The following is a 25,011-nucleotide window of genomic DNA, read 5'->3' as shown; positions in this document are numbered from 1 at the left end:
ATTGAAAGAATGGTAGTTGCCAAACCAGTTTATCAAAATCAAATAAAACAGAAGCTAAACGTATAACTCAAATATATTATTTAAAAGCATCAATTAATTTTGATGCTTTTTTTGTGCTTTAAACACACAAATTCAGAATTATTAGAACGTAATACATAGCAAAGGTGAAACTAAAAAAACACATTTTGCTCTCACCAGCGAAGTTAGCTACTACAAGCTTGTTACCAATCACTTAGCTTTTATTTCATCAGAAAACAAAAAAACTATTTTATAAAAATTAAACATTATTAAAATAAATCTAAAGTGCTATTTGTCAATCAAATAAAATACAGTACATTTGCACTCCTTTTTTAAGGAAAATTCAATCATTAATAAACAAAAACTAATAGTGTAATTATGAACACATTAAGTTACAAAACAGTATCAGCAAACAAAGCTACCGTAAACAAGGAGTGGGTTTTAGTTGATGCAGACGGGCAAACGTTGGGTCGTCTAGCTTCTAAAGTAGCAAAGCTAATTAGAGGTAAAAACAAACCTAATTTTACTCCTCACGTAGATTGTGGAGATAACGTGGTTATCATCAACGCAGAAAAAATTGTTTTAACTGGTAACAAATGGAAAGAGAAATCTTACATCCGTCACACAGGTTATCCAGGAGGACAAAGATCGTTAACTGCAACAGAAATGTTTGAGAAAAATCCTACAAGATTAATCGAAAAAGCAGTAAAAGGAATGTTACCTAAAAATATTTTAGGAGCGGCACTTTACAGAAACTTGTATGTATATGCAGGTACAGAGCACAAACATGCAGGTCAAGAACCTAAAGCTATTAACCTTAACGATCTTAAATAATGGATATAGTACATAAAATCGGTAGAAGAAAAACAGCTGTAGCTCGTATTTATCTTTCTGAAGGAACAGGAAACATTACAGTAAACAAAAAAGATTACAAAAACTACTTTACTACTGGAACTTTACAGTATAAAGTACAACAACCTTTAATGTTAACAGAGAACTTAGAGTCTTACGACATCAAAGTTAATGTTTACGGTGGTGGTGTAACAGGACAAGCAGAAGCTATCCGTTTAGCTATTACAAGAGCTTTAGTTTCTATTAACGAAGAGCACAGATTGGTATTAAAACCAGAAGGTTTATTAACTCGTGACCCAAGAATGGTTGAACGTAAGAAATTCGGTCAGAAGAAAGCACGTAAAAAATTCCAATTCTCGAAACGTTAATATTATTCAGAATTTATTCTGGACTATATTATATCGAGAACTGTTATTATATTTTAATATTAAACAGTTTAGCATCTAAATAGTTAGGACTCGAAAGACTACCTAACTATTGATTTCAAAACAGAAAGTAAACACATTTAAGAAAATGGCAAACGTAAACATTCAAGAGTTATTAGATAGTGGTGTACACTTTGGACACTTAACTAGAAAATGGAACCCAAACATGGCTCCATACATTTATACAGAACGTAATGGTGTACACATCATCGATTTGTATAAAACAGCAGCAAAAATAGAAGAAACTTCAGAAGCTTTAAAAAAGATCGCTAACTCTGGACGTAAGATTTTATTTGTAGCTACTAAAAAACAAGCAAAAGATATCGTTGCTGAAAAAGCAAAAGCAGTAAACATGCCTTTCATTACAGAAAGATGGCCAGGTGGTATGTTAACTAACTTTATTACTATTAGAAAAGCTGTTAAGAAAATGGCTCATATTGATAGAATGAAGCAAGATGGTTCTTTTGATGCATTATCTAAAAGAGAAAAATTACAAATCAATCGTCAGAGAGAAAAATTAGAAAAGAATTTAGGTTCTATTTCTGATATGACTCGTTTACCTGGTGCATTATTTGTAGTAGATATTAAAAAAGAGCACATTGCAGTAGCAGAAGCTCAAAAATTAAGCATTCCTATTTTTGCAATGGTTGATACGAACTCTGATCCTAGATTAGTAGATTTTATCATTCCAGCAAATGATGATGCTTCTAAGTCTATAGACAAAGTATTATCTTATGTTACTGATGCAATTGCAGAAGGTTTATCAGATAGAAAAGCAGACAAAGAAAAAGTAAAAGAAACTAAAGAAGTTGCAGCTCCAAAAGCTGAAGCAGCAGCTCCTAAGGCAGAAGTTACTGAAGCACCTGCTGAAGAAAAAAAATAATTCTAACTAAAAAACATACATAACATGGAAACAGTAAAGATTAGTGCTGCTGATGTTAAAAAATTAAGAGAAGCAACTGGAGCTGGAATGATGGACTGTAAAAAGGCATTAGTTGAGGCAGTTGGTGATTTTGATAAAGCAATTGACATTTTACGTAAAAAAGGTCAGAAAATTGCTGCAAAAAGAGCTGATAGAGAATCTACAGAAGGAGTTGCAGTAACAAAAATAAATGCTGATAACACTGCTGGTGTTGCTATCGTTTTAGCTTGTGAGACTGATTTTGTTGGTAAAAACGATGCTTTCGTTGAATTAGGAAGTCAATTTGCAGAGATTGCTTTAAATCATGCTGATAAGGAATCTTTCTTAGCGGCTGATTTTGGAGGTATGACTGTTGCTGATAAATTAATTGAGCAAACTGGTGTTATTGGAGAAAAGTTAGAGATAACTGCTTTTGAGAAAATCGAAGCTGCTTATGTTGGTGCTTATACTCACATTGGTAAAATTGCTGCTTTAGTAGGTTTAACTGCTGCTGTAGACAATGCAGACGTTTTGTCTAAAGACGTAGCTATGCAAGTAGCATCTATGGGTGCATCTTCTTTATCTTACAAAGATTTTGATCCTGCATTTGTTGCTGCTGAAACTGAAGCAAGAATTGCTGTAATTGAAAAAGATAATATTGAATTAGGAAGATTAGGGAAAACGTTGAAAAACGTACCTCAATATATTTCTATGTCTCAATTATCTGAAGAAGTTTTAGCAAAAGCTGAAGAAGCTGCAAAAGCTGAATTAGCTGCAGAAGGAAAACCAGAAAAAATCTGGGATAGAATCTTACCAGGAAAAATGGAAAGATTTATTGCAGACAACACAACTTTAGATTTAGAGCAATGTCTTTTAGACCAAGCTTTTATTAAAGATGAAAAGAAAAATGTTGCACAATATGTAAGTACATATGGTGATGTTTCTGTAAGTGGTTTCAAAAGAGTTACTTTAGGGTAAACATTTATCTTCTATTCTTGTAAATACAAGAATTTAAATATTTAAAACCTCGCATTCTATAATTTTAGAATTGCGAGGTTTTTTTGTATCCCAAAAAAAGGAAACTCAAAAAAAAAGCTTAATTTTGCACAACTTTCAAAATAAACTATGCAATACAAGAGAATTCTTTTAAAATTAAGTGGAGAAGCTTTAATGGGCGAAAGACAATACGGAATTGATCCTAAACGTTTAGCTGAATACGCAAAAGAAATTAAAGAAGTAGTACAAAAAGGAATAGAAGTTGCCATTGTTATTGGTGGTGGAAATATCTTTAGAGGTGTTGCTGGTGCTGCAAATGGTATGGATCGTGTACAAGGAGACCATATGGGAATGTTAGCAACCTGTATTAACGGCCTTGCATTGCAAAGTGCACTAGAAGATGAAGATGTGCATACGCGTTTGCAAACAGCTTTAGAAATTAAAGAAGTTGCAGAACCATATATTAAAAGAAAAGCAATCCGTCATTTAGAAAAAGGAAGAGTTGTTATATTTGGTGCAGGTACGGGAAATCCGTATTTCACAACAGATACAGCTGCAGTTCTTAGAGCAATAGAAATAGATGCAGATGCCATACTAAAAGGAACAAGAGTTGATGGAATTTATGATGTAGATCCAGAAAAAAATAAAGATGCTGTAAAATTTGAAAACATCACTTTTAAAGACGTAATTAAAAAAGGTCTTAAAGTAATGGATATGACTGCATTTACATTAAGTGAAGAAAACAAATTGCCAATTATTGTTTTTGACATGAATACAAATGGAAACTTAATGAAATTAGTTTCTGGTGAAAAAATTGGTACTATTGTTAATACTTAATAATTAGGTTTTATAAAAATATTTACTGACCATGAACGAAGAAATTGAATTTATTCTTGATTCCGCTAAAGAAGCGATGAATAATGCTATTGAGCATTTAATTAAAGAACTAAGAACTATTAGAGCTGGTAAAGCAACACCTGCAATGTTAGCAAATGTAATGGTAGATTATTATGGATCTCTAACTCCGTTAGGCCAAATTGCAAATGTTACAACTCCAGATCCAAGAACAATAGCTGTACAACCTTGGGAGAAAAACATGTTACAACCTATAGAAAAAGCTATAATGGTTGCCAACTTAGGTTTTAACCCAATGAATAATGGTGATATTATAATGATTAACGTTCCGCCATTAACAGAAGAAAGAAGAATCGGTTTAGCAAAACAAGCCAAAGCAGAAGCAGAACACGCAAAAGTAGGTATTAGAAATGCTCGTAAAGATGCAAATAATGATATCAAAAAAACGGATGTGTCAGATGACCTTAAGAAAGTATCTGAAGCAGATGTGCAAAAATTGACAGATACTTTTATAAAACAGATAGAAGAAAAACTAGCTGTTAAAGAAGTTGAAATCATGAAGGTTTAAAAAAAAACTACACAATAAAAAAAGAGGGTGTTTCTTAACACTCTCTTTTTATTTACAACAATATACAATTAATTAAAATTTCTAAAATTTAACTTAATGAATTTCTGGACAAAAGTTGCTGGTCTTATCTTAAGAAACCGTTATTTGGTTTTATTAGTTATTGCCATCATTACAGGTTTATTAGCTTCACAAATGAAGTATATGAAATTCTCATATACAGAAGCAAATTTATTACCTGAAGATCACATAGCAAATCTAGAATACAACCAATTTTTAGAAATTTTTGGAGAAGAGGGTAATCTGGTTATTTTAGGAATTAAAGATTCTACCGTATTTACACCAAAAAAGTTTAATGCTTGGAATAATTTAGTTCGAAAATTTGATAGTTTAGAAGAAATAGATTTTACAATTTCTATAGCAGATGTTCAAAAATTAAAGGCAGACAGAAAACAAAGAAAATTTGTATTAGAACCTTTGTATGAGAAGGAACCAACAACAACACAAGAGGTTTTAGACATCAAAAAACAGTTATTTGAGAAACTACCTTTCTACGATAATTTACTCTTTAATAAAGAAACAGGTACGTTACAAACGGCCATTTATATTAAAAAAGAAATCATAAATACACCACAACGTAGAGATTTCATTTTTAACACTTTAATTCCGACCATAAAGAAATTTGAAAAAGATAATAATGTAGACATTCGAGTATCTGGAATGCCTTACATTAGAACACTAAATGCACAAAACATACAAGATGAAATATTACTTTTTGTAGCAGGTGCATTAGGAATTACCGCAGTTATTTTCTTCTTTTTCTTCAGATCTTTTAGAGCAACCTTTATTACACTATTGGTAGTAATGACCGGTGTTATTTGGGCTTTTGGTTTTATAGGATGGTTCGGTTATGAGATAACAGTTTTATCGGCATTAATACCTCCTTTAATTATTGTTATTGGTGTACCTAATGCTGTTTTTCTGATTAATAAATATCAGCAAGAAATAAAGAAACATGGTCAGCAAGCAAAAGCCTTACAACGTGTAATTTCTAAGGTAGGTAATGCTACATTAATGACGAACATTACAACTGCATCTGGTTTCGCAACATTTGTTTTTGTAAAAAGTAGTTTGCTTAGAGAATTTGGTATTCTAGCTTCCGTAAACATCATTAGTATTTTTATACTAGCATTATTAATTATACCTATTTTATATAGTTTTATGCCACTTCCAAAAAAGAAGCATTTAAACCACTTAGAAACAAAGTGGATTGAAAATGTTGTGAATTGGATGGAAAAAATGGTACGAAACAGGAGAATAACAATCTATTTTACCACAGTTATTGTTATTGTTGCAGCAATTATAGGGGTTTACAAAATAAAAGTTTCGGGTAGTTTAATAGAAGACATGCCTAAAAGTTTAGAATTTTATCAAGATATAAAATTCTTTGAAAGTGAGTTTGGCGGTATTATGCCCTTAGAGATTTTAGTAGATACTAAAAAAGAAAAAGGAGTTATGAGTTTATCGACTTTAAAAAAGATGGAAAAAATAAATGAAGCCATAGAAGCTTTTCCGGAACTATCTAAACCCATCTCTATCACCAATGTAGTAAAATACTCTAAACAGGCTTATTATAAAGGGAATCCTAAATATTATCAATTACCAACAAGTCAGGAACAAAGTTACATTTTTGCATATACCAAAAACTCAAATAGTGATGCAAGTATGCTTAAAAACTTTGTAGATTCTACAGGACGTTATGCAAGGATAACTACTTTTATGAAAGACATTGGTACTGAAAAGATGAATGTAATTCAAGAACGTTTAAGACAGGTAATTGCTAAAGAATTTCCGTCAGATAAATATACCGTTTCAGTTACAGGAAAAGCATTAGTTTTTATAAAAGGAACCAATTATTTAATAAAGAATTTAGTTATTTCTTTATCATTGGCTATTTTCTTAATCGCCATTTTTATGGCTTGGATGTTTAGATCGCCACCAATGATTTTTATTTCATTACTGCCTAACATATTGCCATTACTAATTACAGCTGGTTTAATGGGCTACTTTGGTATTCCTATAAAACCATCAACAATACTTGTATTTAGTATTGCATTCGGTATTTCTGTAGATGATACGATTCACTTTTTAGCAAAATACAGACAAGAATTAATGGCTAATAATTGGCGTGTAAAACCATCGGTTTATGGAGCACTTAGAGAAACAGGAGTAAGTATGTTCTATACTTCTATTGTACTCTTTTTTGGCTTTTTAACCTTTACACTTTCTAGTTTTGGAGGTACAATTGCATTAGGAGGCTTAGTCTCTGTAACCTTATTATTGGCAATGGTTTCTAACTTACTATTATTACCTTCATTATTATTAACTTTTGAAAAGAAAATAGCAAACAAAAAAGTATTTAAGGAACCTTCTATAAGAATTATTCCTCCAGAGGAAGAAGACAAATTAGAAGAATAAAAATTTAGTTGATATATAAATATTTACTAAAAAATCGGATGTTATTATTTAACATCCGATTTTTTAATAGAAGAATGAACAATGTTTTAACGATAGAAATTAACAGTATTTTAAGCAAACACCACCTAAAACTACTGTAAATATCATTGCTCATCTTCTCACAAAAAAGTATCTTTACTCCTTAATAAAAAACATTTTTTGTATATTATACTTAACTTTTTTTGATAAAAATATCTCTTTTTCTTAAAGATGTATGACAATCAAAAAATTAGGTTTCTATATAATTCTTCCTAAAAAAAGAGTTTTCTAGAAAAAAACATCAGAATAATACAACCTATTAATAACATATATTTATATCAATATTATAAGAATATGATAAACAGCAACGTAGCCGAACTTTTAAAATCGGAAGGATTATTACTACAAGAAGTAACCCTAAAAGGATGGGTTAGAACATTTAGAAGCAATCGCTTTATTGCTTTAAATGATGGTACTACTATTAACAACATACAATGTGTTATCGATTTTGAAAACACAGATGAAACTACATTAAAAAGAATTACAACTGGTGCCGCTCTTTGTATAAAAGGGACTTTGGCTGCAAGCCAAGGAAAAGGACAATCTGTAGAAATTCAAGTTTCAGAAATTGAAATTTTAGGAGATTCAAATCCAGATGAGTATCCTATTCAACCTAAAAAACACAGTTTCGAGTTTTTAAGAGAAAATGCACATTTACGTGTAAGAACAAATACTTTTAGCGCTGTAATGCGTGTACGTTCTAAATTATCTTTTGCGGTACATCAGTATTTTCAAGAAAGAGATTTTAATTATGTGAACACACCAATAGTTACCAGTTCTGATGCAGAGGGTGCTGGAGAAATATTTAAAGTTACTACCTTTAAAGACAACGAAGCTCCTGTAAACGAAGATGGTAAAATTGACCATTCTAAAGATTTCTTTGGTAAGGAAACCAATTTAACTGTTTCTGGCCAATTAGAAGCTGAAACTTTTGCTATGGCATTAGGAAAAGCGTATACTTTTGGACCAACATTTAGAGCAGAAAATTCTAATACTACCCGTCATTTAGCAGAGTTTTGGATGATAGAACCAGAGGTTGCCTTTATGGATTTAGATGGTAATATGGATTTAGCAGAAGACTTTATTAAGTATGTGATAAACTATGTTTTAGATAAATGTGCAGATGATTTAGCTTTTCTAGATCAACGTTTAACACAAGAAGAAAAAAGCAAACCACAGGCACAAAGAAGTGAAATGAGTTTGTTAGACAAACTAAAGTTTGTTGTAGATAACAACTTTAAGAGAGTTTCTTATACAGAAGCAATTGATATTTTACGTAACTCTAAACCAAATAAAAAGAAAAAATTTCAATTCCCTATTAATGAATGGGGAGCAGATTTACAATCTGAACACGAACGTTTTTTAGTTGAAAAACACTTTAAATGTCCGGTTATTTTATTTGATTATCCAGCAGACATCAAAGCATTTTACATGCGTTTAAATGATGATGGAAAGACAGTTAGAGCTATGGATGTTCTATTCCCTGGTATTGGAGAAATAGTTGGAGGATCACAAAGAGAAGAACGTTATGATGTTTTAGCTGATAAAATGAAGACACTGGGTATTGAAGAAGAACTTTGGTGGTATTTAGATTTAAGAAAATTTGGTACAGCAGTTCATTCTGGTTTTGGATTAGGTTTTGAAAGACTCGTACAATTTACCACAGGAATGAGTAATATTAGAGACGTAATTCCGTTCCCAAGAACGCCACAAAATGCAGATTTTTAAAAGTAAATAAAAAATTAAAGCACTAAAAACGTCATTCCTATCAGAATGACGTTTTTTATTTTAACCTATTTCATATATTTGTCTATATGCTAAAACAAAGTTTACAATACAAGCTATTACAGAAATTATCTCCTCAACAGATACAGTTGATGAAGTTAATTCAATTGCCTACGCAAGCTTTTGAGGAACGTCTAAAACAAGAAATTGAGGAAAACCCTGCATTAGATACTGGTAAGGATGAGTCGGATTCTATAGATGATGATTTATCGAATGAATATGATGATGCTGGAACCGAGAAAATAGAAGCAGAAGACATCAATATAGATGATTATCTAAGTGATGACGAAATACCAAATTACAAAACACAGGCTAACAACTACTCTGCAGATGATGAAGAGAAGAACGTACCTTATGCTAGTGGTACTAGTTTTCATCAATCTTTAAAAAATCAATTAAGTACGTATACCTTTACTGATGAAGAACTTTCTATTGCTGAGTTTTTAGTGGGTAGTATAGATGATAGTGGTTATATCAGAAGAGAAATTATAGATATAGTAGACGATTTAGCTTTTACAGAAAATGTTTTTACCACAGAAGAAAAAGTTATCTCTATTCTAAAAAAAGTGGTGCATACTTTAGATCCTATTGGTGTTGGAGCCAGAGATTTAAAAGAGTGTTTAATTATTCAACTAAAAAGAAAAGAAAGCAACAAAATTAGAAGTTTAGCAATTGATATTCTAGAAACTGCTTTTGATCATTTTGTAAAAAAACACTATAAGAAATTACAAGAAAAGTTTACTATTTCTGAAGAGGAATTAAAAGAAGTAAATAAAGAAATTTCTAAACTAAACCCTAAACCAGGAAGTTCTTATGCTGGTAATAATAAAATAGCAGAACAGATTGTTCCTGACTTCTCTATTAAGTTAGTAGATGGAGAATTAGATTTGGTTTTAAATTCTAGAAATGCTCCTGAATTACATATTTCTAGAGAGTATAACAATATGCTTAAAGGGTATCAAGAAGCTACCGTAAAAAGTAAATCTCAAAAAGATGCTGTATTTTTTATCAAACAAAAATTAGATTCAGCAAAATGGTTTATAGATGCAATTAAACAGCGTCAGCAAACACTTTTAGTGACTATGAATACAATTATGCACTATCAGTATGATTATTTCCTAACAGGTGATGAGCGCAAGCTAAAACCTATGATTTTGAAAGATATTGCGGATAAAATTAATATGGATGTTTCTACAGTTTCAAGAGTTGCAAATAGCAAGTATGTATCTACTCCTTACGGTACAAAATTGATTAAAGAATTCTTTTCTGAATCTATGAAAAACGACCAAGGAGAAGATGTATCTACAAAAGAAATAAAGAAAATATTAGAGACCGTAATTTTAGAAGAGGATAAAAAGAAACCTCTAACCGACGAAAAACTGGCAGCAATCTTAAAGGAAAAAGGGTATCCTATTGCTAGAAGAACAGTGGCAAAATATAGAGAACAATTAGACTTACCTGTAGCTCGTTTACGTAAAGAAATTTAATGAAATTTTATAAATTTATATCTGTAATGCTGCATCCGATTGTAATACCTACAATTGGAATCACCTTATATTTTATATTAATTCAAAATAGTTTTAGCAAGAATCAAAAGTTTGCTGTACTAGGTCTAATTTTTGTAACAACTTACTTAGTACCTTTACTCATACTCATTCTTTTTAGGAGGTTTAAGCTTATAGAATCATTTAAAGCAGAAAGTATAAAGGAAAGAAAAGTTCCTGTTGCTATGATGATAGTATTGTTTTATTTACTAGGTAATACTCTATATGGAATAGCTAACTTAAGAGATTTAGGAATGCTTTTTTACGCCACCTCATTAGGATTGGTATTTATATACATATTGTTTGCTTTTAAAATAAAAACAAGCATCCATTTAATATCAATAGGGATTACAATTGGCTTCTTTTACGTATTGAGTTTTATGTATCAGCAAAACCTAACAGCAGTACTTATCTGTGGTTTGCTTCTCTCCGGTATTTTAGCAAGCGCAAGACTACATTTAAAAGCACACACACATAAAGAAGTGTATTTAGGCTTTATACTAGGGTTTCTATCTCCGAGTATTGTTTTCTACTTTTTATAAAAGATAGAAAATAAGTCCAAATTTTAAGATTTTAGTATTTATAACTTCTCCGTTTATAGTACTATTTTCAAAAACAGGTGTTAAACCGTAATAAAGGTTGATATTAAACTCATCGTAACCCGCAGATAAGGTTAAGCCATACTGCAATTTATTGTAATTAGAAACATCCTGATACTTAAAGGTATTCCCATTTTCATCATCAAACTGAAATTTATTAGAGAAGTTGTACGAGAACTTAATACCACCATATATCCTCCAAAAACTATATTTATTCGCTGTAGAAGTTCTCCATCTAAGTTCTAATGGAAATTCTAAGTTATGAGATTTGAATAGATTAGCGCTAATAGTTTCATCACTACTAAAATCTGTTGTATTGTTTATTTCTTCTACTTTAAGCTCGTGATTAAAAAAATCAAAACCATATCCTACACCAGCTGCTATTGAGACATTACCTTGTTTGTTTAAAATCACATCTTTCAAAAAGCCAACCGAAAGTCCATATGAAAAATTACTTTTAAATATTTCTTGGGGTTGATCTATAAACTGAGCATAAGAAACTGCTACATAAATTTGATCTTCTGCATACCTATCTCCTAGATTTAAGGAATCTTTCTGAGCATAAGACCCCAATGCAGTAATCAATAATAAAAAGAGTGTAAGAGCTGATTTCATATACTAATATAACGAACGATAAAGATACAATATTTGATTATTAGATTTGATTTCTAAAAAAAAACATAAAAAAAAGGATAATTCAATGAATTATCCTTTTTTTAAAAATTATATTATTTAGATTACTCAGTCTTTTTTGAAGCAGAATAACTAATTTTAAGAGCATTTACATCTCTTAATTTTAATCTAATATCAGTAATTGTACCAACACTAGATTCAGTATCTGCCTTAATAGAAGTTGTCATAAATGGAACTTCTGCTTCAGAAACTTTAGATCTTGCATTTATTATAAATGCAGGAACTTCATCCGCAGTAGCAATTTTATCATTCAATTGAATTCTATTATAACTTGTACCATACTTAGCATCCTTAGCTTTACCTACATAAATAGTAGTTACCAAACTTTTATGTTCTAATTTCTTTACTTCTGTTGCCGAAGGTAACCTTGGAGCATCAATTTGTAAAGAAGTTTCTCTCATGGTAGTAGTAACCATAAAAAAGAATAACAACATAAATACAATATCTGGTAAAGCTGCAGTATTTACTGCTGGCATTCCTTTCTTCTTTTTTCTAAATTTAGACATACTGTTAAATTTTAAAAATTAATTTGTAGGTTCTTGATCTGAAATAATTTGAGGATAAGCTGTTTTGATAAACTCAACTTTACTTTTCAAATTCTCATTAGCTCTATCGTCTTTATAACTTTCTTCAAGTTCTTCAAATGGAATCTTGTATTTTTCAACACTTAGTCTATTTCTTAAAAAACTATAAGCTTTTAACAATTCATCTTGAACAGTTAAATAAGTTCCATACTCTGTTAACCTATCACTTTGTACCGATATAATAGCTTTATTAGGGTGATCTGAAGAATCATCACTTCTATCACCTTTACAATAACTACATGGTCCGGTAGCAACGCCATTTTCAACTTTACCTTCTCCTCCACCGTTATCTACAAATGAGATAGCGGCTTCTTTTAGGTCTTTAATATCCATTCTTTCGCCTTCAACTAAAAGCTCATTATTTCTATTAATACTTACCTCAAAAATGTTTTTTTCCTTAATAACAGGTGGCACATAATCTGCTGGTGGTTTTTCAGATAGTTTTTTAGAAACTCCTGAATCCACATTCATTGTTGTTGTTACTAAGAAAAAGATTAACAGCAAGAAGGCAATATCTGCCATAGAACCTGCATTAATTTCTGGATTCTCTCTTCTTGCCATATTATTATGATTTTATTAATCCTTTTACTAAATCGTATACAAAGAACAAACTAGCTACTAGGCCTAGACAAACGCTATACCATATACCCGTTCCTACCCATTGGTTACTAGAAGCTCCTGCTTCACCACCTACAAGTACTTTTCCTTGTGTATCAAGTACAGCATTACTATCTGCTAAAAAGTAAGCAAAAACTAATACTACACCTAAAGCAGCAACTCCCATTAAAGTCTTTTTCAAATTTTCTGGATTTGTAAAAAGGCTAAATAAAGAAAGCAACACTGTTGCACCTACTGCAAAATAAAGTAATATAGTAGAAAATGTAACTATACTACCAACAGAACCACTTAAGGCTGCTGTATCTCCCTCATCTGTCATAAAGATATTGATAAAGAGAAAGGCTCCAATTACAGCTATTACAGCTATAAATATGTTTAAAATTTTTGATAAATTATTTTTCATAATATATCTTATTTTTTATATTTCACTAATAAATCTATTAATTGAATAGATGCATCTTCCATGTTATTTACAATACTATCGATTTTAGATACGATGTAATTATAAAAAATCTGTAAAATAATTGCTACTATTAAACCAAATACAGTTGTTAATAATGCTACTTTAATACCAACAGCTACAACTCCAGGAGAAATATCATTTGCTACTGCAATCATATCAAAAGCCTGAATCATACCAATTACCGTACCCATAAACCCAAGCATCGGTGCTAAAGCAATAAATAAAGATAACCAAGAAATATTTTTCTCTAAAAGTCCCATTTGAACTCCTCCATAAGAAACTACAGCTTTTTCTGCAGCATCTACACCTTCATCTACTCTATCTAAACCTTGGTAAAAGATAGATGCAACTGGTCCTTTAGAGTTTCTACAAACTTCTTTAGCAGCTTCTATACCACCAGAACTTAAAGCATCATCTACACTTGCTACTAATTTCTTAGTATTCGTTGTTGCCATGTTTAAATAAATAATTCTTTCAATTGCAATTGCTAAACCTAAAATTAAGGCTACTAATACAATTCCCATAAATTCTGGGCCACCCTCAATAAAACGTTGTTTTAATTCTTGGTGGAAAGTTTTTGACTCTTCAGCTGCTTCTTGTGCGAAAGTTGATTGAATAGCTCCAAAAAACATAAATCCTGTTACGGATAGGACATTTACTACTTTTTTCATCTTTGTTATAATTAATTTTTAATAGTTAACGGGTTAAAGATATTAATTTTCATCCCAAAAAAATAATATGAAAGACAATTTAACTAAAATAATTAAAAAATCATCCCTCTATTACTTTTGAGAGTGCCAAGTAACAAAAAAATATTGAGCATTTAAAAAAAAAATCAATGTATTTGATGTTAAAAACTTCAATTAACTCAATAATATGTTTAAAAATGATAATTATCAGTTAATTCGCCTCTTAAAGATTTCTCAAAGAAATGTTTAAACTCATCATCTGATAGGTTTTTATCTAATAAGTACATTAACTTAGCTATCGCAGACTCCGTAGTAATATCTCTACCATTAATCACTCCTATTTCTAAAAGCAGTAAACTTGTATCATAATGCCCCATCATTACCCTACCACTTTTGCATTGGGTTACGTTTATAATTTTAATTCCTTTGTCAATTGCCGTTTTTAACAAACAAATAAAGCTTTCGGAATTGGGTGCATTACCAGATCCATACGTTTCTAGTACAACTCCTTTTAAATTTGGAATATTTAAAATACTTTCTACTACCAGATTTGATATCCCTGGAAACAACTTTAAAATAACCACTTCATCAACCAAATGCTTTCTTACAATTAATGCTTCCTCTTGTTCTTCTTGATGAATTAAATGCTCATTAAATTTAAGGTGCACACCACTTTCTGCTAATGGCGGAAAATTCATAGATGTAAATGCCTCAAATAACTCTGAACTTATTTTAGTGGTTCTATTTGCTCTATATAACTTGTATTCAAAATACAAACAAACTTCAGATACAATTGGCTTTCCATTCTTATATGCACACGCTACCTCTATAGAAGTGATTAAATTTTCTTTAGCATCTGTTCTTAAATCTCCAATTGGCAGTTGAGATCCTGTAAAAATGATTGGTTTTTGTAAATTCTCTAACATAAAACTAATCGCAGAAGAAGTGTACGCCATGGTATCGGAACCTGTTAACACAACAAAACCATCAAATTTTTTATAATTTTCTTCAATAATTTCAACAATACTTATATAGTATTTGGTATTCATGTTTGATGAATCTATTGCATCTTCAAAAGAAATACTTTCTATATTACAATTTAACTGTTGCAATTCTGGAATTTTTTCTACAATCTGACTAAAATCAAATGCTTTTAAGGCATTTGTCTTATAGTCTTTCATCATACCAATCGTTCCGCCAGTATATACAAGTAATATGTTAGGTTTTCTTGTCATTTTGTCATTTTTATCTTCCAAACAATAAATTGGAATACTTTATGTTGTAAATTTATCAAACAAAAATGAAATACAATTTTTAAACAATATAAATTATGATAGGATTCTATATTTTAATTGGAGTAATTGCTTTGGCTAGTTGGTTAGTGAGTAATACGCTGAAGAATAAATTTAAAAAATACTCTAAAATTCAACTTAGAAACGGGATGAGTGGTGCAGAAATTGCAGAAAAAATGTTAGCTGATAACGGTATTTTTGATGTAAAAGTAATTTCTACTCCTGGTAGATTAACAGACCATTACAACCCTGCAGATAAAACAGTAAATTTAAGTGAGTCTGTTTACAACCAAAGAAATGCTGCTGCGGCTGCGGTTGCTGCGCATGAATGCGGACACGCAGTGCAACACGCGCAAGCATATAGTTATTTAACAATGCGATCTAAATTAGTACCCGTTGTTAGCGTAACTTCTAAATTTTCTCAATGGTTGGTAATTGGTGGGTTAATTATGGGAGCAGCTTCAGGAGCTACTGGGATTGGTTTTTACATTGCCGTTGCAGGTTTAGTTTTTATGGGTTTTGCAACAGTTTTTAGTTTTGTTACTTTACCTGTAGAATATGATGCTAGTAATAGAGCATTAGCTTGGTTAAAAAACAAAAACATGGTTTCTCAAGAAGAATTAGCGGGAGCAACGGATGCTTTAACATGGGCTGCAAGAACGTATTTAGTTGCTGCCTTGGGTTCATTAGCAACCTTATTATATTGGGGAATGCAAATTTTAGGAGGAAGAGATTAGCATCGCAGATGCTATTTGTATTTACTTTTTAATAGATAAACTATATTTAAACACTTTTGATTCATTTCGAAAGTGTTTTTTTTGATTTATATTGATTAGAAACTTGATGTAAAAGTAGTTTTATGAATACTGCTTTCGCAGGATAAAAGTTAAGCTAGCAAACAAGTCTAGCCCAGATTGAACCTTTCGACAAGCTCAAGACAGGCTTTTTATTTGAGCTCTTTTTTACTGTCAGTTCGAGTGAATTTGTGAAGAATGAACAAATTTGTATCGAGAACAGAAGTAAAAAAAGCGAGTAGTGAAAGCAGGAAATAGCTTCAAAAAAATTAACAGATTGACAGTTTACAAAAAAGTAAACTTCGCAATGACGTGCATAAAAAAAACCTTCTTGATTTCTCAAAAAGGTTTCTACATTATTTATTTAGTCTTAATTCTAAAAATCTTGATTCTTTTTATCTAATCATTCAACTTCAATACCGCCATAAATGCTTCTTGCGGAATTTCTACATTACCAACCTGACGCATTCTTTTCTTCCCTTTTTTCTGCTTTTCTAATAACTTACGTTTTCTAGAAATATCTCCACCATAACATTTTGCGGTAACATCTTTACGCAATGCTTTGGTAGTTTCACGGGCTATAATTTTTGCACCAATTGCAGCCTGAATAGGAATATCGAACTGTTGTCTTGGAATTAATTCCTTTAACTTTTCTACAATTTTCTTACCAATTGTATACGCATTGTCTGCATGTAAAAGTGCAGAAAGCGCATCTACAGGTTGTGCGTTTAAAAGAATATCTACTCTTACTAGTTTCGATTCTCTCATACCAATTGGCGAATAATCGAAAGAAGCATATCCTTTAGAAACCGTTTTTAAACGATCATAAAAATCGAAAACAATTTCTGCCAAAGGCATATCGAACGTTAACTCTACTCTTTCTGTAGTTAAGTAAGTTTGATTCGTAATTTCTCCACGTTTTTCGATACACAAACTCATTACTTGTCCAACAAAATCTGACTTGGTAATAATACTTGCTTTAATAAAAGGCTCCTCTACCCTATCTAATCTCGATGGATCTGGTAAATCTGTAGGGTTGTTTAAAAGTAATATTTCGTTGGGATTTTTCTTAGTATAAGCATGGTAAGAAACGTTGGGAACCGTTGTAATAACAGTCATATTAAACTCACGCTCTAAACGTTCTTGAATAATTTCCATGTGTAACATTCCTAAAAACCCACAACGGAAACCAAAACCTAAAGCGGCAGAACTTTCTGGTTGAAACACCAAAGAAGCATCATTTAATTGCAGCTTTTCCATAGAATAACGCAACTCTTCGTAGTCTTCTGTATCCACTGGGTAAATCCCTGCAAAAACCATTGGTTTTACATCTTCGAAACCATCAATTATTTCTGTAGTTGGGTTAAGAGCATCTGTAATAGTATCTCCAACTTTTACTTCTTTTGCCGTTTTAATTCCTGTAATTAAATACCCAACATCTCCTGTTTTTACAGATTTTTTTACAACTTGAGTCAGTTTTAAAGTACCTACTTCATCGGCAAAATAATTTTTACCAGTTGCCATAAACTTAATCTCTTGTCCTTTTTTTATTTCTCCGTTTAAAACACGGAAATAAGTTTCAATTCCACGATAAGAATTGTAAACAGAATCGAAGATTAAGGCTTGTAATGGAGCATCTGGATCACCTTTTGGAGCAGGAACTCTATCTATAATAGCAGCTAAAATATTATCGACTCCAAAACCTGTTTTTCCACTTGCGTGAATTACATCTTCTGGGTCACAACCTAATAAATCTACAATATCGTCTGTTACTTCTTCTGGATTTGCAGAAGGTAAATCTACTTTATTTAAAATAGGAATAATCTCTAAATCGTTCTCTAAAGCAAGATATAGATTAGAAATTGTTTGTGCTTGTATGCTTTGTGCAGCATCTACAATTAGCAATGCGCCTTCACAAGCAGCAATTGAACGAGAAACTTCGTATGAGAAATCTACGTGACCAGGAGTGTCAATTAAATTAAGGATATAGTGTTCTCCTTTGTGCTCAAAATCCATTTGGATAGCATGCGATTTTATGGTGATACCACGTTCTCGCTCTAAATCCATATTATCTAATAATTGATCCTTCTTTTCACGATCTGTTACAGCACCTGTGTACTCTAATAACCTATCTGCTAACGTACTTTTACCATGATCTATATGTGCGATAATGCAAAAGTTTCTAATGTTTTTCATACTTCGTTTTCTAACTGCGTTCAACTGACAAAGATAGGTAAATAAGTTTGTGAATTAAATAACTAAAAGTATCTTAATTTTTGCAGTTGACAGCTATTTTTTGCAGTCTACAAGAAAAGCATTTTTAAAACCTCATTAAGTATATTCTTTTGTGGTATAAATTTTAAATTAGAAAGAGATTTACAAATCTCTTTCTAATTCTGCTATGGCAATCTTAAATTCTTCTAAGTTGATACACTCATCTCCAGATTTATCGTAGCCTTTTATCAATTCACCAGCTACAATTCCTCTAAAAAAACCGCTGATATCAGCATCTTTTAATAGATCTTTTACTTCACCTTTATTTAATTTTCCGTCTTTATCTTTATCAAAAAAAAGAAAAGCTTCTGCTGGACTTTGAAATTTGCTAGTGATTAAAAAACTGATTTTTTTTAAAATATCTTCTTTTGCTCCCATAATATAATTTGATTCTTTTATACTGTAAGATATAATTTTATTTTAAAAAAACAATGCTTTTCATATTTCTAAAGGGCGAATTTAAAAGCTATCAGTGCTTCAAAAACCGAAGAAAATAATTTTCAGCTAAAAAAGGCTAAAAATCACTAAATTTGCAAAAAATTAAATCATTTTGATTAAAATCGGCAACATAGAATTACCAGACTTTCCTCTTTTATTAGCACCAATGGAAGATGTTTCTGACCCTCCTTTTAGAGCCTTGTGCAAAGAACAAGGCGCAGACGTGGTATATACAGAGTTTATTTCTTCTGAAGGCTTGATTCGTGATGCAGCAAAAAGCATTATGAAGCTAGACATCTATGAAAAAGAGCGTCCGGTAGGAATTCAGATTTTTGGTGCCAACTTAGAATCGATGTTAAAAACGGTGGAGATTGTAGAAAAATCGAATCCAGATATTATTGATATCAACTTTGGTTGCCCTGTTAAGAAAGTCGTTTCTAAAGGCGCAGGAGCAGGGATTTTAAAAGACATAGATTTAATGGTTTCATTAACTGAAGCGATGGTAAAACACACTAATTTGCCTATTACAGTTAAAACTCGTTTAGGTTGGGATCATGATTCTATTAGAATTGTAGAAGTTGCAGAACGTTTGCAAGATGTAGGTTGTAAAGCTATTTCTATTCATGGTAGAACGCGTGCACAAATGTATAAAGGTGAAGCAGATTGGAAACCAATTGCCGATGTAAAAAACAATCAAAGAATGCATATTCCTGTTTTTGGAAATGGTGATGTAACTTCACCAGAAAAAGCAATGGAAATGCGTGATTCTTACGGTTTAGATGGCTGTATGATTGGTAGAGCTGCAATTGGATATCCTTGGTTTTTTAATGAAGTAAAACACTTCTTTAAAACTGGTGAACATTTAGCAAAACCAACAATTGCACAACGTGTAGAAATGGCAAGAAGGCATTTACAAATGGCCATTGATTGGAAAGGACCTGTATTAGGTGTTTTTGAAACGAGAAGACATTATACCAATTATTTTAAAGGGATTCCGCATTTTAAAGAATACAGAATGAAAATGGTAACTTCTGATGATGCAAAGGATGTTTTTGCTACGTTTGATGAGGTGGAAGCTAAATTTGGGAATACGATTATTCCCCAGTTTTAAATTGATTTAGCTACAAAAAACTACCCCTATCTTTCTATAAACTCTTTAGAAATTCTACTACTAGCAATTTTAGAGGCAATAAAACCTAAAATTGTAATGGTAGCTATTACAATAAGCAGGTTCGAAAATCTAAATTCAACCGGATAAGCAAAGTTTTGGGTAATCATAAATATGCCAAATTCCTTCTGAATAAAAACGATTAGAATTCCTAGCGACAAACCGATAATCATTCCTAAAAAAGTTAACAAAAAACCTTGTAAAATAAAAACTTTTTTAATTTCCTTAATAGATGCACCTAAGCTAAAAAGAGTTTTTAAGTTCGATTTTTTATCGATAATCATCATTATTATCGCACCAATAACATTAAATAATGCAATAATTACTATCAATGTAAAAATAAGGTACGACACAAAATTCTCGGTATTAATTACCTTATAGAAAACCTCATTTAACTGTTGTTTAGTCTGTACTTTAAATTGATCTCCTAATTGCTGTTGTAGTTGCTCAGAAAACAAATCGGCATCTAAATTGTCTTTTAATTTAATTTCTACACCTGTTATTTGGTTCTCATCAAAATTCAATAAGTTTTTTGCTTCATTTATAGAAACAAAAACAAATTTACTTTCAAACTCTTCCGTACCAGAATACAAACCAACAATTTGCACATCTTTTTTATAAAAAGCATTATTTGGGTTGATAAAACCTACTCCAGGTTTAGGAACCATAATTGTCAAAGGAGCTCCATAATTTAAAACTCCTAATGATAATTTTCTTGAAATTCCATTACCAACAACCGCTGTATTTGGCTGATCTAAATCTAACCAATTCCCTAAACTGATTACAGAATCTATGTCTGTAATAGAAGTATAACTCTCTTCAACGCCTTTTATATAAGCTATTTCATTCTTATCATTGTATTCTAAAAAAACGCGTTCTTCTATAATTTTAGAAGTTGCTTTTATTGAAGTATTATTTATTAAGGCTTGATGAACTTCATCCGTATAGAGAAAAGTTTTCCCTTTATTAGAAGTAATTTTAATATCAGGATCAGATACATCTAACAAACTGTAACTAAATGTACGCAAACCAGAAAAACCAGAAAGAATAATAAACAAGGCTAAAGAGCCTATAATTACCCCAAAAGAAGCAATAATTGTAATAATATTGATGGCATTATTACCTGTTTTTGTAAATAAATATCTTTTGGCTATGTATAAGGGAAAGTTCAAATGCGAGAATAAATTTAACTTCTTTTACGTCTTGGTAAAACGCTAGGATCTTTAATAGGATTGTCATCTTCACCTTTTAAAGATTTATCAATTTCCTCAATATAATCTAACGTATCATCTCCAAAAAATAATAATTCTGGCATTCTACGTAATTGATGTTTTGTTCTTTTTGCCATTTCATGGCGAATTAAAACCGTATTAGATTGTACACCTTTAATAATTTCTTCTCTATTGCTAGAAGGAAATACACTTAAATAAACTTTAGCGACTCCTAAATCTGATGTTACATGAACCTTAGAAACAGAAATAATTATTCCTTTCATTCCATCTTGCGCTGCTTTCTGTAAAACATCTACCAAATCCTTTTGCAATACTCCTGCAATTTTACGTTGTCTGTTCGTTTCTTCCATGCTGCAAATTTACACTTTTTTTATGGAGTGTAAATTTTATTTTTGATTGCATACATAACCAAACCAACTCTATTCTTTACATGTAATTTAGTAAACAGAACATCTCTATATCCATCAATCGTTTTTGGACTTAAACACATAATTTCTGCAATTTCCTTATAGGTTAATTCAGAACAAGCGTGTTTCATAAAAGTAATTTCTCTTTCTTTAAATTTTATTTCTGTCTCTCCATTTCCAGAAAGAGATTTCATTAATAAATTGGTTACATTTTTGGTATGATAAAATCCGTTTTCGGCTATTTCCACCAAAGCTTTTTCTAAAACTACTTTTTCGGTATCTTTTAATAAGTAACCAATAGCACCAACTTTTAACATTTTTAAAATAGTAGCGTCTTCATCTTCTACAGAAAGTGCCATTACATGTACTTCATTATGGTTTTTAGAAATCCATTCAGTTGTTTCAATTCCATTCATTATAGGCATATTAATATCCATTAAAACCACATCTGGAATAAATTCCGGTGAAGAAGAAAATTTATCAACTAATTCTTGTCCATTTTTACATGTATATAAAACTTTAAATTTATTAAAAGTATTTACCATAGCAGCAATTGCTTGAGAAAGCAGTGTGTGGTCATCTACAATAACAACGGAATATTTCATCATAATTTATATACTATATTTAGGGAGGTACCTTTATTTACTTCGGAAGTAAAAACTGCAGTTGCACCGATTAATTTTGCTCTATTTTTAATATTCTCTAAGCCTATTCCATTAGACTTACCTTCTAAAGAGGAAAAACCAACTCCATCATCTTTCGCTGTAATTTCTAAATAATGTTCACTAAAATTTAACTCTACAGTTAGATTAGATGCTTTGGAGTGTTTAATGGTATTGGAAAAAAATTCTTGTAAAATTCTAAAAATAATAATACAAGATTTTTCATTATTTAATTCTCCATCTCCTTTAATAATTAAGGCAGAATTGATAAAATTTAATCTATTAAATCTATCTATCTCTAGCTGTATCGCTTCTCTTAATTTGATGTTTTTTATAGCTTCTGGGTTAATTAATTTAGACAAAGCCCTAACTTCTGTTAGACCTTTGGTAATTGTTTCTGAAACTTCGTGAATGTTATCTTGAGAAGCATTTTGTAGTTGAATTTTAGCTAAAGTTAATAACTGCCCAATATTATCGTGTAACTCCCAACTAATATTTCTTAAGGTCTCTTCCCTAATTTCTATTTGTGTTTCTGCAATTTCTCTTTCAAATCTTTTTTTACTCTCTTTTTGCTGTTCTAATAATGAGTTCTTTCTTTTCTGAAAAACAGTAAACAATAATATTATAAAAACAACAAACGTAGCTATTATGATAGTGGTTACAATTAATATTATTTGACTCGCTTCTGACTCCATAGTGCCCCCAATATAAAACAACTATACATAAATATCAATAAAACAAACTGAATATTGTATAAATATTCTATCACCTCAATTGGTGTTCCTTTCATGTTATTTATAATAGAAGTTATTGGTATAGTGCCTAAATAATAGAATAACAAACCAAAAGCAATCCAAAAAGTAAGAGATTTCTTATAATTAAGAATTTCATTAGAAGATAAAAAATCCCTATAAAATAAGAATAAAACAATAGCTATTAATAAGCTTCCAGAAATAGAAGCAATGCTATTGTAGGTTTCAAAATAAATTCCTTGATACAAATAATAAAACGTAGTTAGCAAATAAATTACATTAAAAAGCATACTAACTCTTAAAACTGTTTTTTGTGTTTTTCCTGAAATTAATATTTGTTTTGTAAATAAAAATAATAAATTGAATTCAACAAAAGTAAGGGTATTATATACCCATAAATTATATAGCGCTAAATTATATTTCACATAGCTAGCAATCATTTCAAAAGTAAACATAGCTATTAAGTACCCCAAAAAGTATTTTAAATCAACATCAAAAGATTTTTTAAAATAGAAAATAGCATAGACTACTATGGCTATAAAATATAATATGTAAATTATTTTATCCAAAAGATTACATTGGTGGTGTTGGTTTCAATTTATTTGCTCCAGAACTTTTAAGATCTTCTTGAGCTCCAATAAAAGGTAAAAAAGAAGCTCTAACAACTCGCTTTGTTTCTTTACTACTAAATTGATCTAAGAATTTTGTAAAAGGGATTGCCTCTCCTTTATTAGAATACAAAGGCTCATAAGCAACATTTTTCTTTTCTTTTGTATCTGCTGTAGGCATAAAAATTAAAGTTTGTCGACCTCTTAAAAGCTCTTCTGGATAATCTTTAGGGTATGCTGCTGAAAAAATTCTAATACCTGTAAGCTTAATATCTTTTTCCTTTGATAACCTTTCTACATACGCAATATATTGCTTTAATTCATTAATATCGTAAAAATGAGAAATACTCTCAATTTCATTAGCATCACCTGTAAATTCTTTCCTAAATTCATCTAAAACAGGTTTCTGTCCTACATCATATTGATGAAACATATTAGCCATTTCTTTATAAGTGATCGTATTAGAAGGCCTAGAACTATCAACTTCAGCAACCTGAGATATTGCTTCAGACCTACAACTAATGATAAATAATGCTAAAAAAAATATTTGATAAAATTTAAAAACTGTTTTCATAACATAGTAGTTGGATTAATACGCATGAAAATACAAATTAAATTATAATATAAAAAAGATAAAAACTAAAAACAACATTACTCACTATATATCAAATACTTAATTGAAATATTATTTATATCAACCTTGTCTAAAAAGGTGTTTTTCCTGTATAAATTCAATGATTTACACTAACCGTTTATTCTTAATTATTTACCAATTTTGAAGTATGAAATAAAAAGAAAAGTAAAGGGGGAAATTGCAAAAAATACACTTACTATTTTATAGAAAGTGTTTAAATTAAAAAAGTCTCAAAACTGATGTTTTGAGACTTTTAATTTTATAATTATTTTAGAAACTTAATCTGCTAAAATAATTGCTTTATTATCTTTTAATTCTAAAGTTCCAGATTTAATAGCAATTGTTAGAATATTATCATCATCTATATGAATTTCATAATGCCCTTTAAATTGATCAAATTCTAAATGTTCTTTACTATGAACATGAATTTTTACTATTCCTTCCTTTAAGTTAGCAACAATTGGTGCGTGATTATTTAACATTTGAAACTCACCATTTTCTCCAGGAACTGACAATGAGTCAATCCTTGCTGAGAATAATATAGCTTCTGGTGTTACAATTTCTAAAAACATATCTCTTATAGTTTACAGTCTTCAATTTGCAGTTT

General features: G+C 30.6%; 27 protein-coding genes. 12 read left to right on the top strand and 15 right to left on the bottom strand.

The window, feature by feature from the left end:
- Positions 1–396: 396 nt before the first annotated feature.
- The 10 genes from rplM (at position 397) to GQS57_RS17760 (ending at position 11,039) form a co-directional block, all read left to right on the top strand.
- Entirely contained in the window at positions 397–852 is a 456-nt protein-coding gene (gene rplM, locus GQS57_RS17805; protein ID WP_165734331.1) for a 50S ribosomal protein L13, read from the top strand.
- Positions 852–1,238 (top strand): 30S ribosomal protein S9, encoded by a 387-nt coding sequence (rpsI, locus tag GQS57_RS17800; RefSeq protein ID WP_165734330.1) that lies wholly within the window; start codon positions 852–854, stop codon positions 1,236–1,238. The genes rplM and rpsI overlap by 1 nt, the downstream gene beginning before the upstream one ends.
- 145 nt (positions 1,239–1,383) lie before the next feature.
- The gene (rpsB, locus tag GQS57_RS17795; RefSeq protein ID WP_165734329.1) at positions 1,384–2,178 is read left to right on the top strand and encodes a 30S ribosomal protein S2; all 795 of its coding nucleotides are present in this window, start codon (positions 1,384–1,386) and stop codon (positions 2,176–2,178) included.
- A gap of 24 nt (positions 2,179–2,202) precedes the next feature.
- Positions 2,203–3,174, top strand: coding sequence for a translation elongation factor Ts (gene tsf, locus GQS57_RS17790; RefSeq protein ID WP_165734328.1), 972 nt, complete (start codon positions 2,203–2,205; stop codon positions 3,172–3,174).
- Between the two features lie 147 nt (positions 3,175–3,321).
- Complete coding sequence (gene pyrH, locus GQS57_RS17785) at positions 3,322–4,029, top strand: UMP kinase (RefSeq protein WP_165734327.1); 708 nt, start codon at positions 3,322–3,324, stop codon at positions 4,027–4,029.
- Positions 4,030–4,060: 31 nt separating this feature from the next.
- Positions 4,061–4,615, top strand: coding sequence for a ribosome recycling factor (gene frr, locus GQS57_RS17780; protein ID WP_165734326.1), 555 nt, complete (start codon positions 4,061–4,063; stop codon positions 4,613–4,615).
- A 96-nt stretch (positions 4,616–4,711) separates the two neighbouring features.
- A complete protein-coding gene (locus GQS57_RS17775) occupies positions 4,712–7,090 on the top strand; it encodes an RND family transporter (protein WP_165734325.1) in 2,379 nt (792 codons plus the stop codon).
- Positions 7,091–7,462: 372 nt separating this feature from the next.
- Positions 7,463–8,896: an asparagine--tRNA ligase gene (gene asnS, locus GQS57_RS17770; protein WP_165734324.1), complete on the top strand. Its 1,434-nt coding sequence runs from the start codon at positions 7,463–7,465 to the stop codon at positions 8,894–8,896.
- An 86-nt stretch (positions 8,897–8,982) separates the two neighbouring features.
- Positions 8,983–10,440: an RNA polymerase factor sigma-54 gene (rpoN, locus tag GQS57_RS17765; protein ID WP_165734323.1), complete on the top strand. Its 1,458-nt coding sequence runs from the start codon at positions 8,983–8,985 to the stop codon at positions 10,438–10,440.
- A complete protein-coding gene (locus GQS57_RS17760; RefSeq protein ID WP_165734322.1) occupies positions 10,440–11,039 on the top strand; it encodes a hypothetical protein in 600 nt (199 codons plus the stop codon). The genes rpoN and GQS57_RS17760 overlap by 1 nt, the downstream gene beginning before the upstream one ends.
- Here the strand turns inward: GQS57_RS17760 and GQS57_RS17755 are convergent.
- The 6 genes from GQS57_RS17755 to GQS57_RS17730 form a co-directional block, all read right to left on the bottom strand.
- Positions 11,034–11,711, bottom strand: a complete 678-nt coding sequence (locus tag GQS57_RS17755) for a porin family protein (RefSeq protein WP_165734321.1) — start codon at positions 11,709–11,711, stop codon at positions 11,034–11,036. The two genes, GQS57_RS17760 and GQS57_RS17755, sit on opposite strands and share 6 nt — an antisense overlap.
- Before the next feature lie 122 nt (positions 11,712–11,833).
- Entirely contained in the window at positions 11,834–12,295 is a 462-nt protein-coding gene (locus GQS57_RS17750; protein WP_165734320.1) for a biopolymer transporter ExbD, read from the bottom strand.
- An 18-nt stretch (positions 12,296–12,313) separates the two neighbouring features.
- The gene (locus GQS57_RS17745) at positions 12,314–12,934 is read right to left on the bottom strand and encodes a biopolymer transporter ExbD (protein ID WP_165734319.1); all 621 of its coding nucleotides are present in this window, start codon (positions 12,932–12,934) and stop codon (positions 12,314–12,316) included.
- Between the two features lie 4 nt (positions 12,935–12,938).
- Positions 12,939–13,394 carry a hypothetical protein gene (locus GQS57_RS17740; protein ID WP_165734318.1) on the bottom strand — a complete coding sequence of 152 codons (456 nt, stop codon included), beginning with the start codon at positions 13,392–13,394 and terminating at the stop codon, positions 12,939–12,941.
- 8 nt (positions 13,395–13,402) lie between these two features.
- Positions 13,403–14,125: a MotA/TolQ/ExbB proton channel family protein gene (locus GQS57_RS17735; RefSeq protein ID WP_165734317.1), complete on the bottom strand. Its 723-nt coding sequence runs from the start codon at positions 14,123–14,125 to the stop codon at positions 13,403–13,405.
- 209 nt (positions 14,126–14,334) lie between these two features.
- Complete coding sequence (locus GQS57_RS17730; protein WP_165734316.1) at positions 14,335–15,378, bottom strand: asparaginase; 1,044 nt, start codon at positions 15,376–15,378, stop codon at positions 14,335–14,337.
- Positions 15,379–15,473: 95 nt separating this feature from the next.
- Between GQS57_RS17730 and GQS57_RS17725 the strand changes: the two genes are divergently transcribed.
- Entirely contained in the window at positions 15,474–16,172 is a 699-nt protein-coding gene (locus tag GQS57_RS17725) for a zinc metallopeptidase (protein WP_165734315.1), read from the top strand.
- 456 nt (positions 16,173–16,628) lie between these two features.
- Here the strand turns inward: GQS57_RS17725 and lepA are convergent, their stop codons facing one another.
- Together lepA and GQS57_RS17715 are read right to left on the bottom strand one after the other, a co-directional pair.
- A complete protein-coding gene (lepA, locus tag GQS57_RS17720; protein WP_165734314.1) occupies positions 16,629–18,425 on the bottom strand; it encodes a translation elongation factor 4 in 1,797 nt (598 codons plus the stop codon).
- Positions 18,426–18,605: 180 nt separating this feature from the next.
- Positions 18,606–18,881, bottom strand: coding sequence for an EF-hand domain-containing protein (locus GQS57_RS17715; protein ID WP_165734313.1), 276 nt, complete (start codon positions 18,879–18,881; stop codon positions 18,606–18,608).
- A gap of 172 nt (positions 18,882–19,053) precedes the next feature.
- Here GQS57_RS17715 and dusB point away from each other — a divergent pair, with 172 nt between their 5' ends.
- Positions 19,054–20,052 (top strand): tRNA dihydrouridine synthase DusB, encoded by a 999-nt coding sequence (gene dusB / locus GQS57_RS17710; protein ID WP_165734312.1) that lies wholly within the window; start codon positions 19,054–19,056, stop codon positions 20,050–20,052.
- A gap of 26 nt (positions 20,053–20,078) precedes the next feature.
- On the opposite strand, the gene GQS57_RS17705 is transcribed toward dusB, so the two are convergent.
- The 7 genes from GQS57_RS17705 to GQS57_RS17675 all read right to left on the bottom strand — a co-directional run bounded on the left by GQS57_RS17705 (position 20,079) and on the right by GQS57_RS17675 (position 24,976).
- Positions 20,079–21,281: an ABC transporter permease gene (locus GQS57_RS17705; protein WP_165734311.1), complete on the bottom strand. Its 1,203-nt coding sequence runs from the start codon at positions 21,279–21,281 to the stop codon at positions 20,079–20,081.
- A 14-nt stretch (positions 21,282–21,295) separates the two neighbouring features.
- Complete coding sequence (gene rbfA, locus GQS57_RS17700; RefSeq protein WP_165734310.1) at positions 21,296–21,691, bottom strand: 30S ribosome-binding factor RbfA; 396 nt, start codon at positions 21,689–21,691, stop codon at positions 21,296–21,298.
- A gap of 20 nt (positions 21,692–21,711) precedes the next feature.
- Positions 21,712–22,356, bottom strand: coding sequence for a response regulator transcription factor (locus GQS57_RS17695; protein WP_165734309.1), 645 nt, complete (start codon positions 22,354–22,356; stop codon positions 21,712–21,714).
- Positions 22,353–23,105, bottom strand: a complete 753-nt coding sequence (locus GQS57_RS17690) for a sensor histidine kinase (RefSeq protein WP_165734308.1) — start codon at positions 23,103–23,105, stop codon at positions 22,353–22,355. Before GQS57_RS17690 ends, GQS57_RS17695 begins: the two co-directional genes overlap by 4 nt.
- Positions 23,081–23,731, bottom strand: a complete 651-nt coding sequence (locus GQS57_RS17685) for a hypothetical protein (protein WP_165734307.1) — start codon at positions 23,729–23,731, stop codon at positions 23,081–23,083. The genes GQS57_RS17690 and GQS57_RS17685 overlap by 25 nt, the downstream gene beginning before the upstream one ends.
- A gap of 4 nt (positions 23,732–23,735) precedes the next feature.
- Positions 23,736–24,344, bottom strand: a complete 609-nt coding sequence (locus tag GQS57_RS17680; protein WP_165734306.1) for a hypothetical protein — start codon at positions 24,342–24,344, stop codon at positions 23,736–23,738.
- Positions 24,345–24,682: 338 nt separating this feature from the next.
- A complete protein-coding gene (locus GQS57_RS17675; RefSeq protein WP_165734305.1) occupies positions 24,683–24,976 on the bottom strand; it encodes a F0F1 ATP synthase subunit epsilon in 294 nt (97 codons plus the stop codon).
- Between the last annotated feature and the right edge of the window lie 35 nt (positions 24,977–25,011).

This window comes from Polaribacter sp. 20A6, assembly GCF_011378915.1.
Classification (GTDB): domain Bacteria; phylum Bacteroidota; class Bacteroidia; order Flavobacteriales; family Flavobacteriaceae; genus Polaribacter; species Polaribacter sejongensis.
The sequence above is the reverse complement of the archived record's forward strand: the minus strand, read 5'-3'. Positions and strand labels throughout refer to the sequence as shown.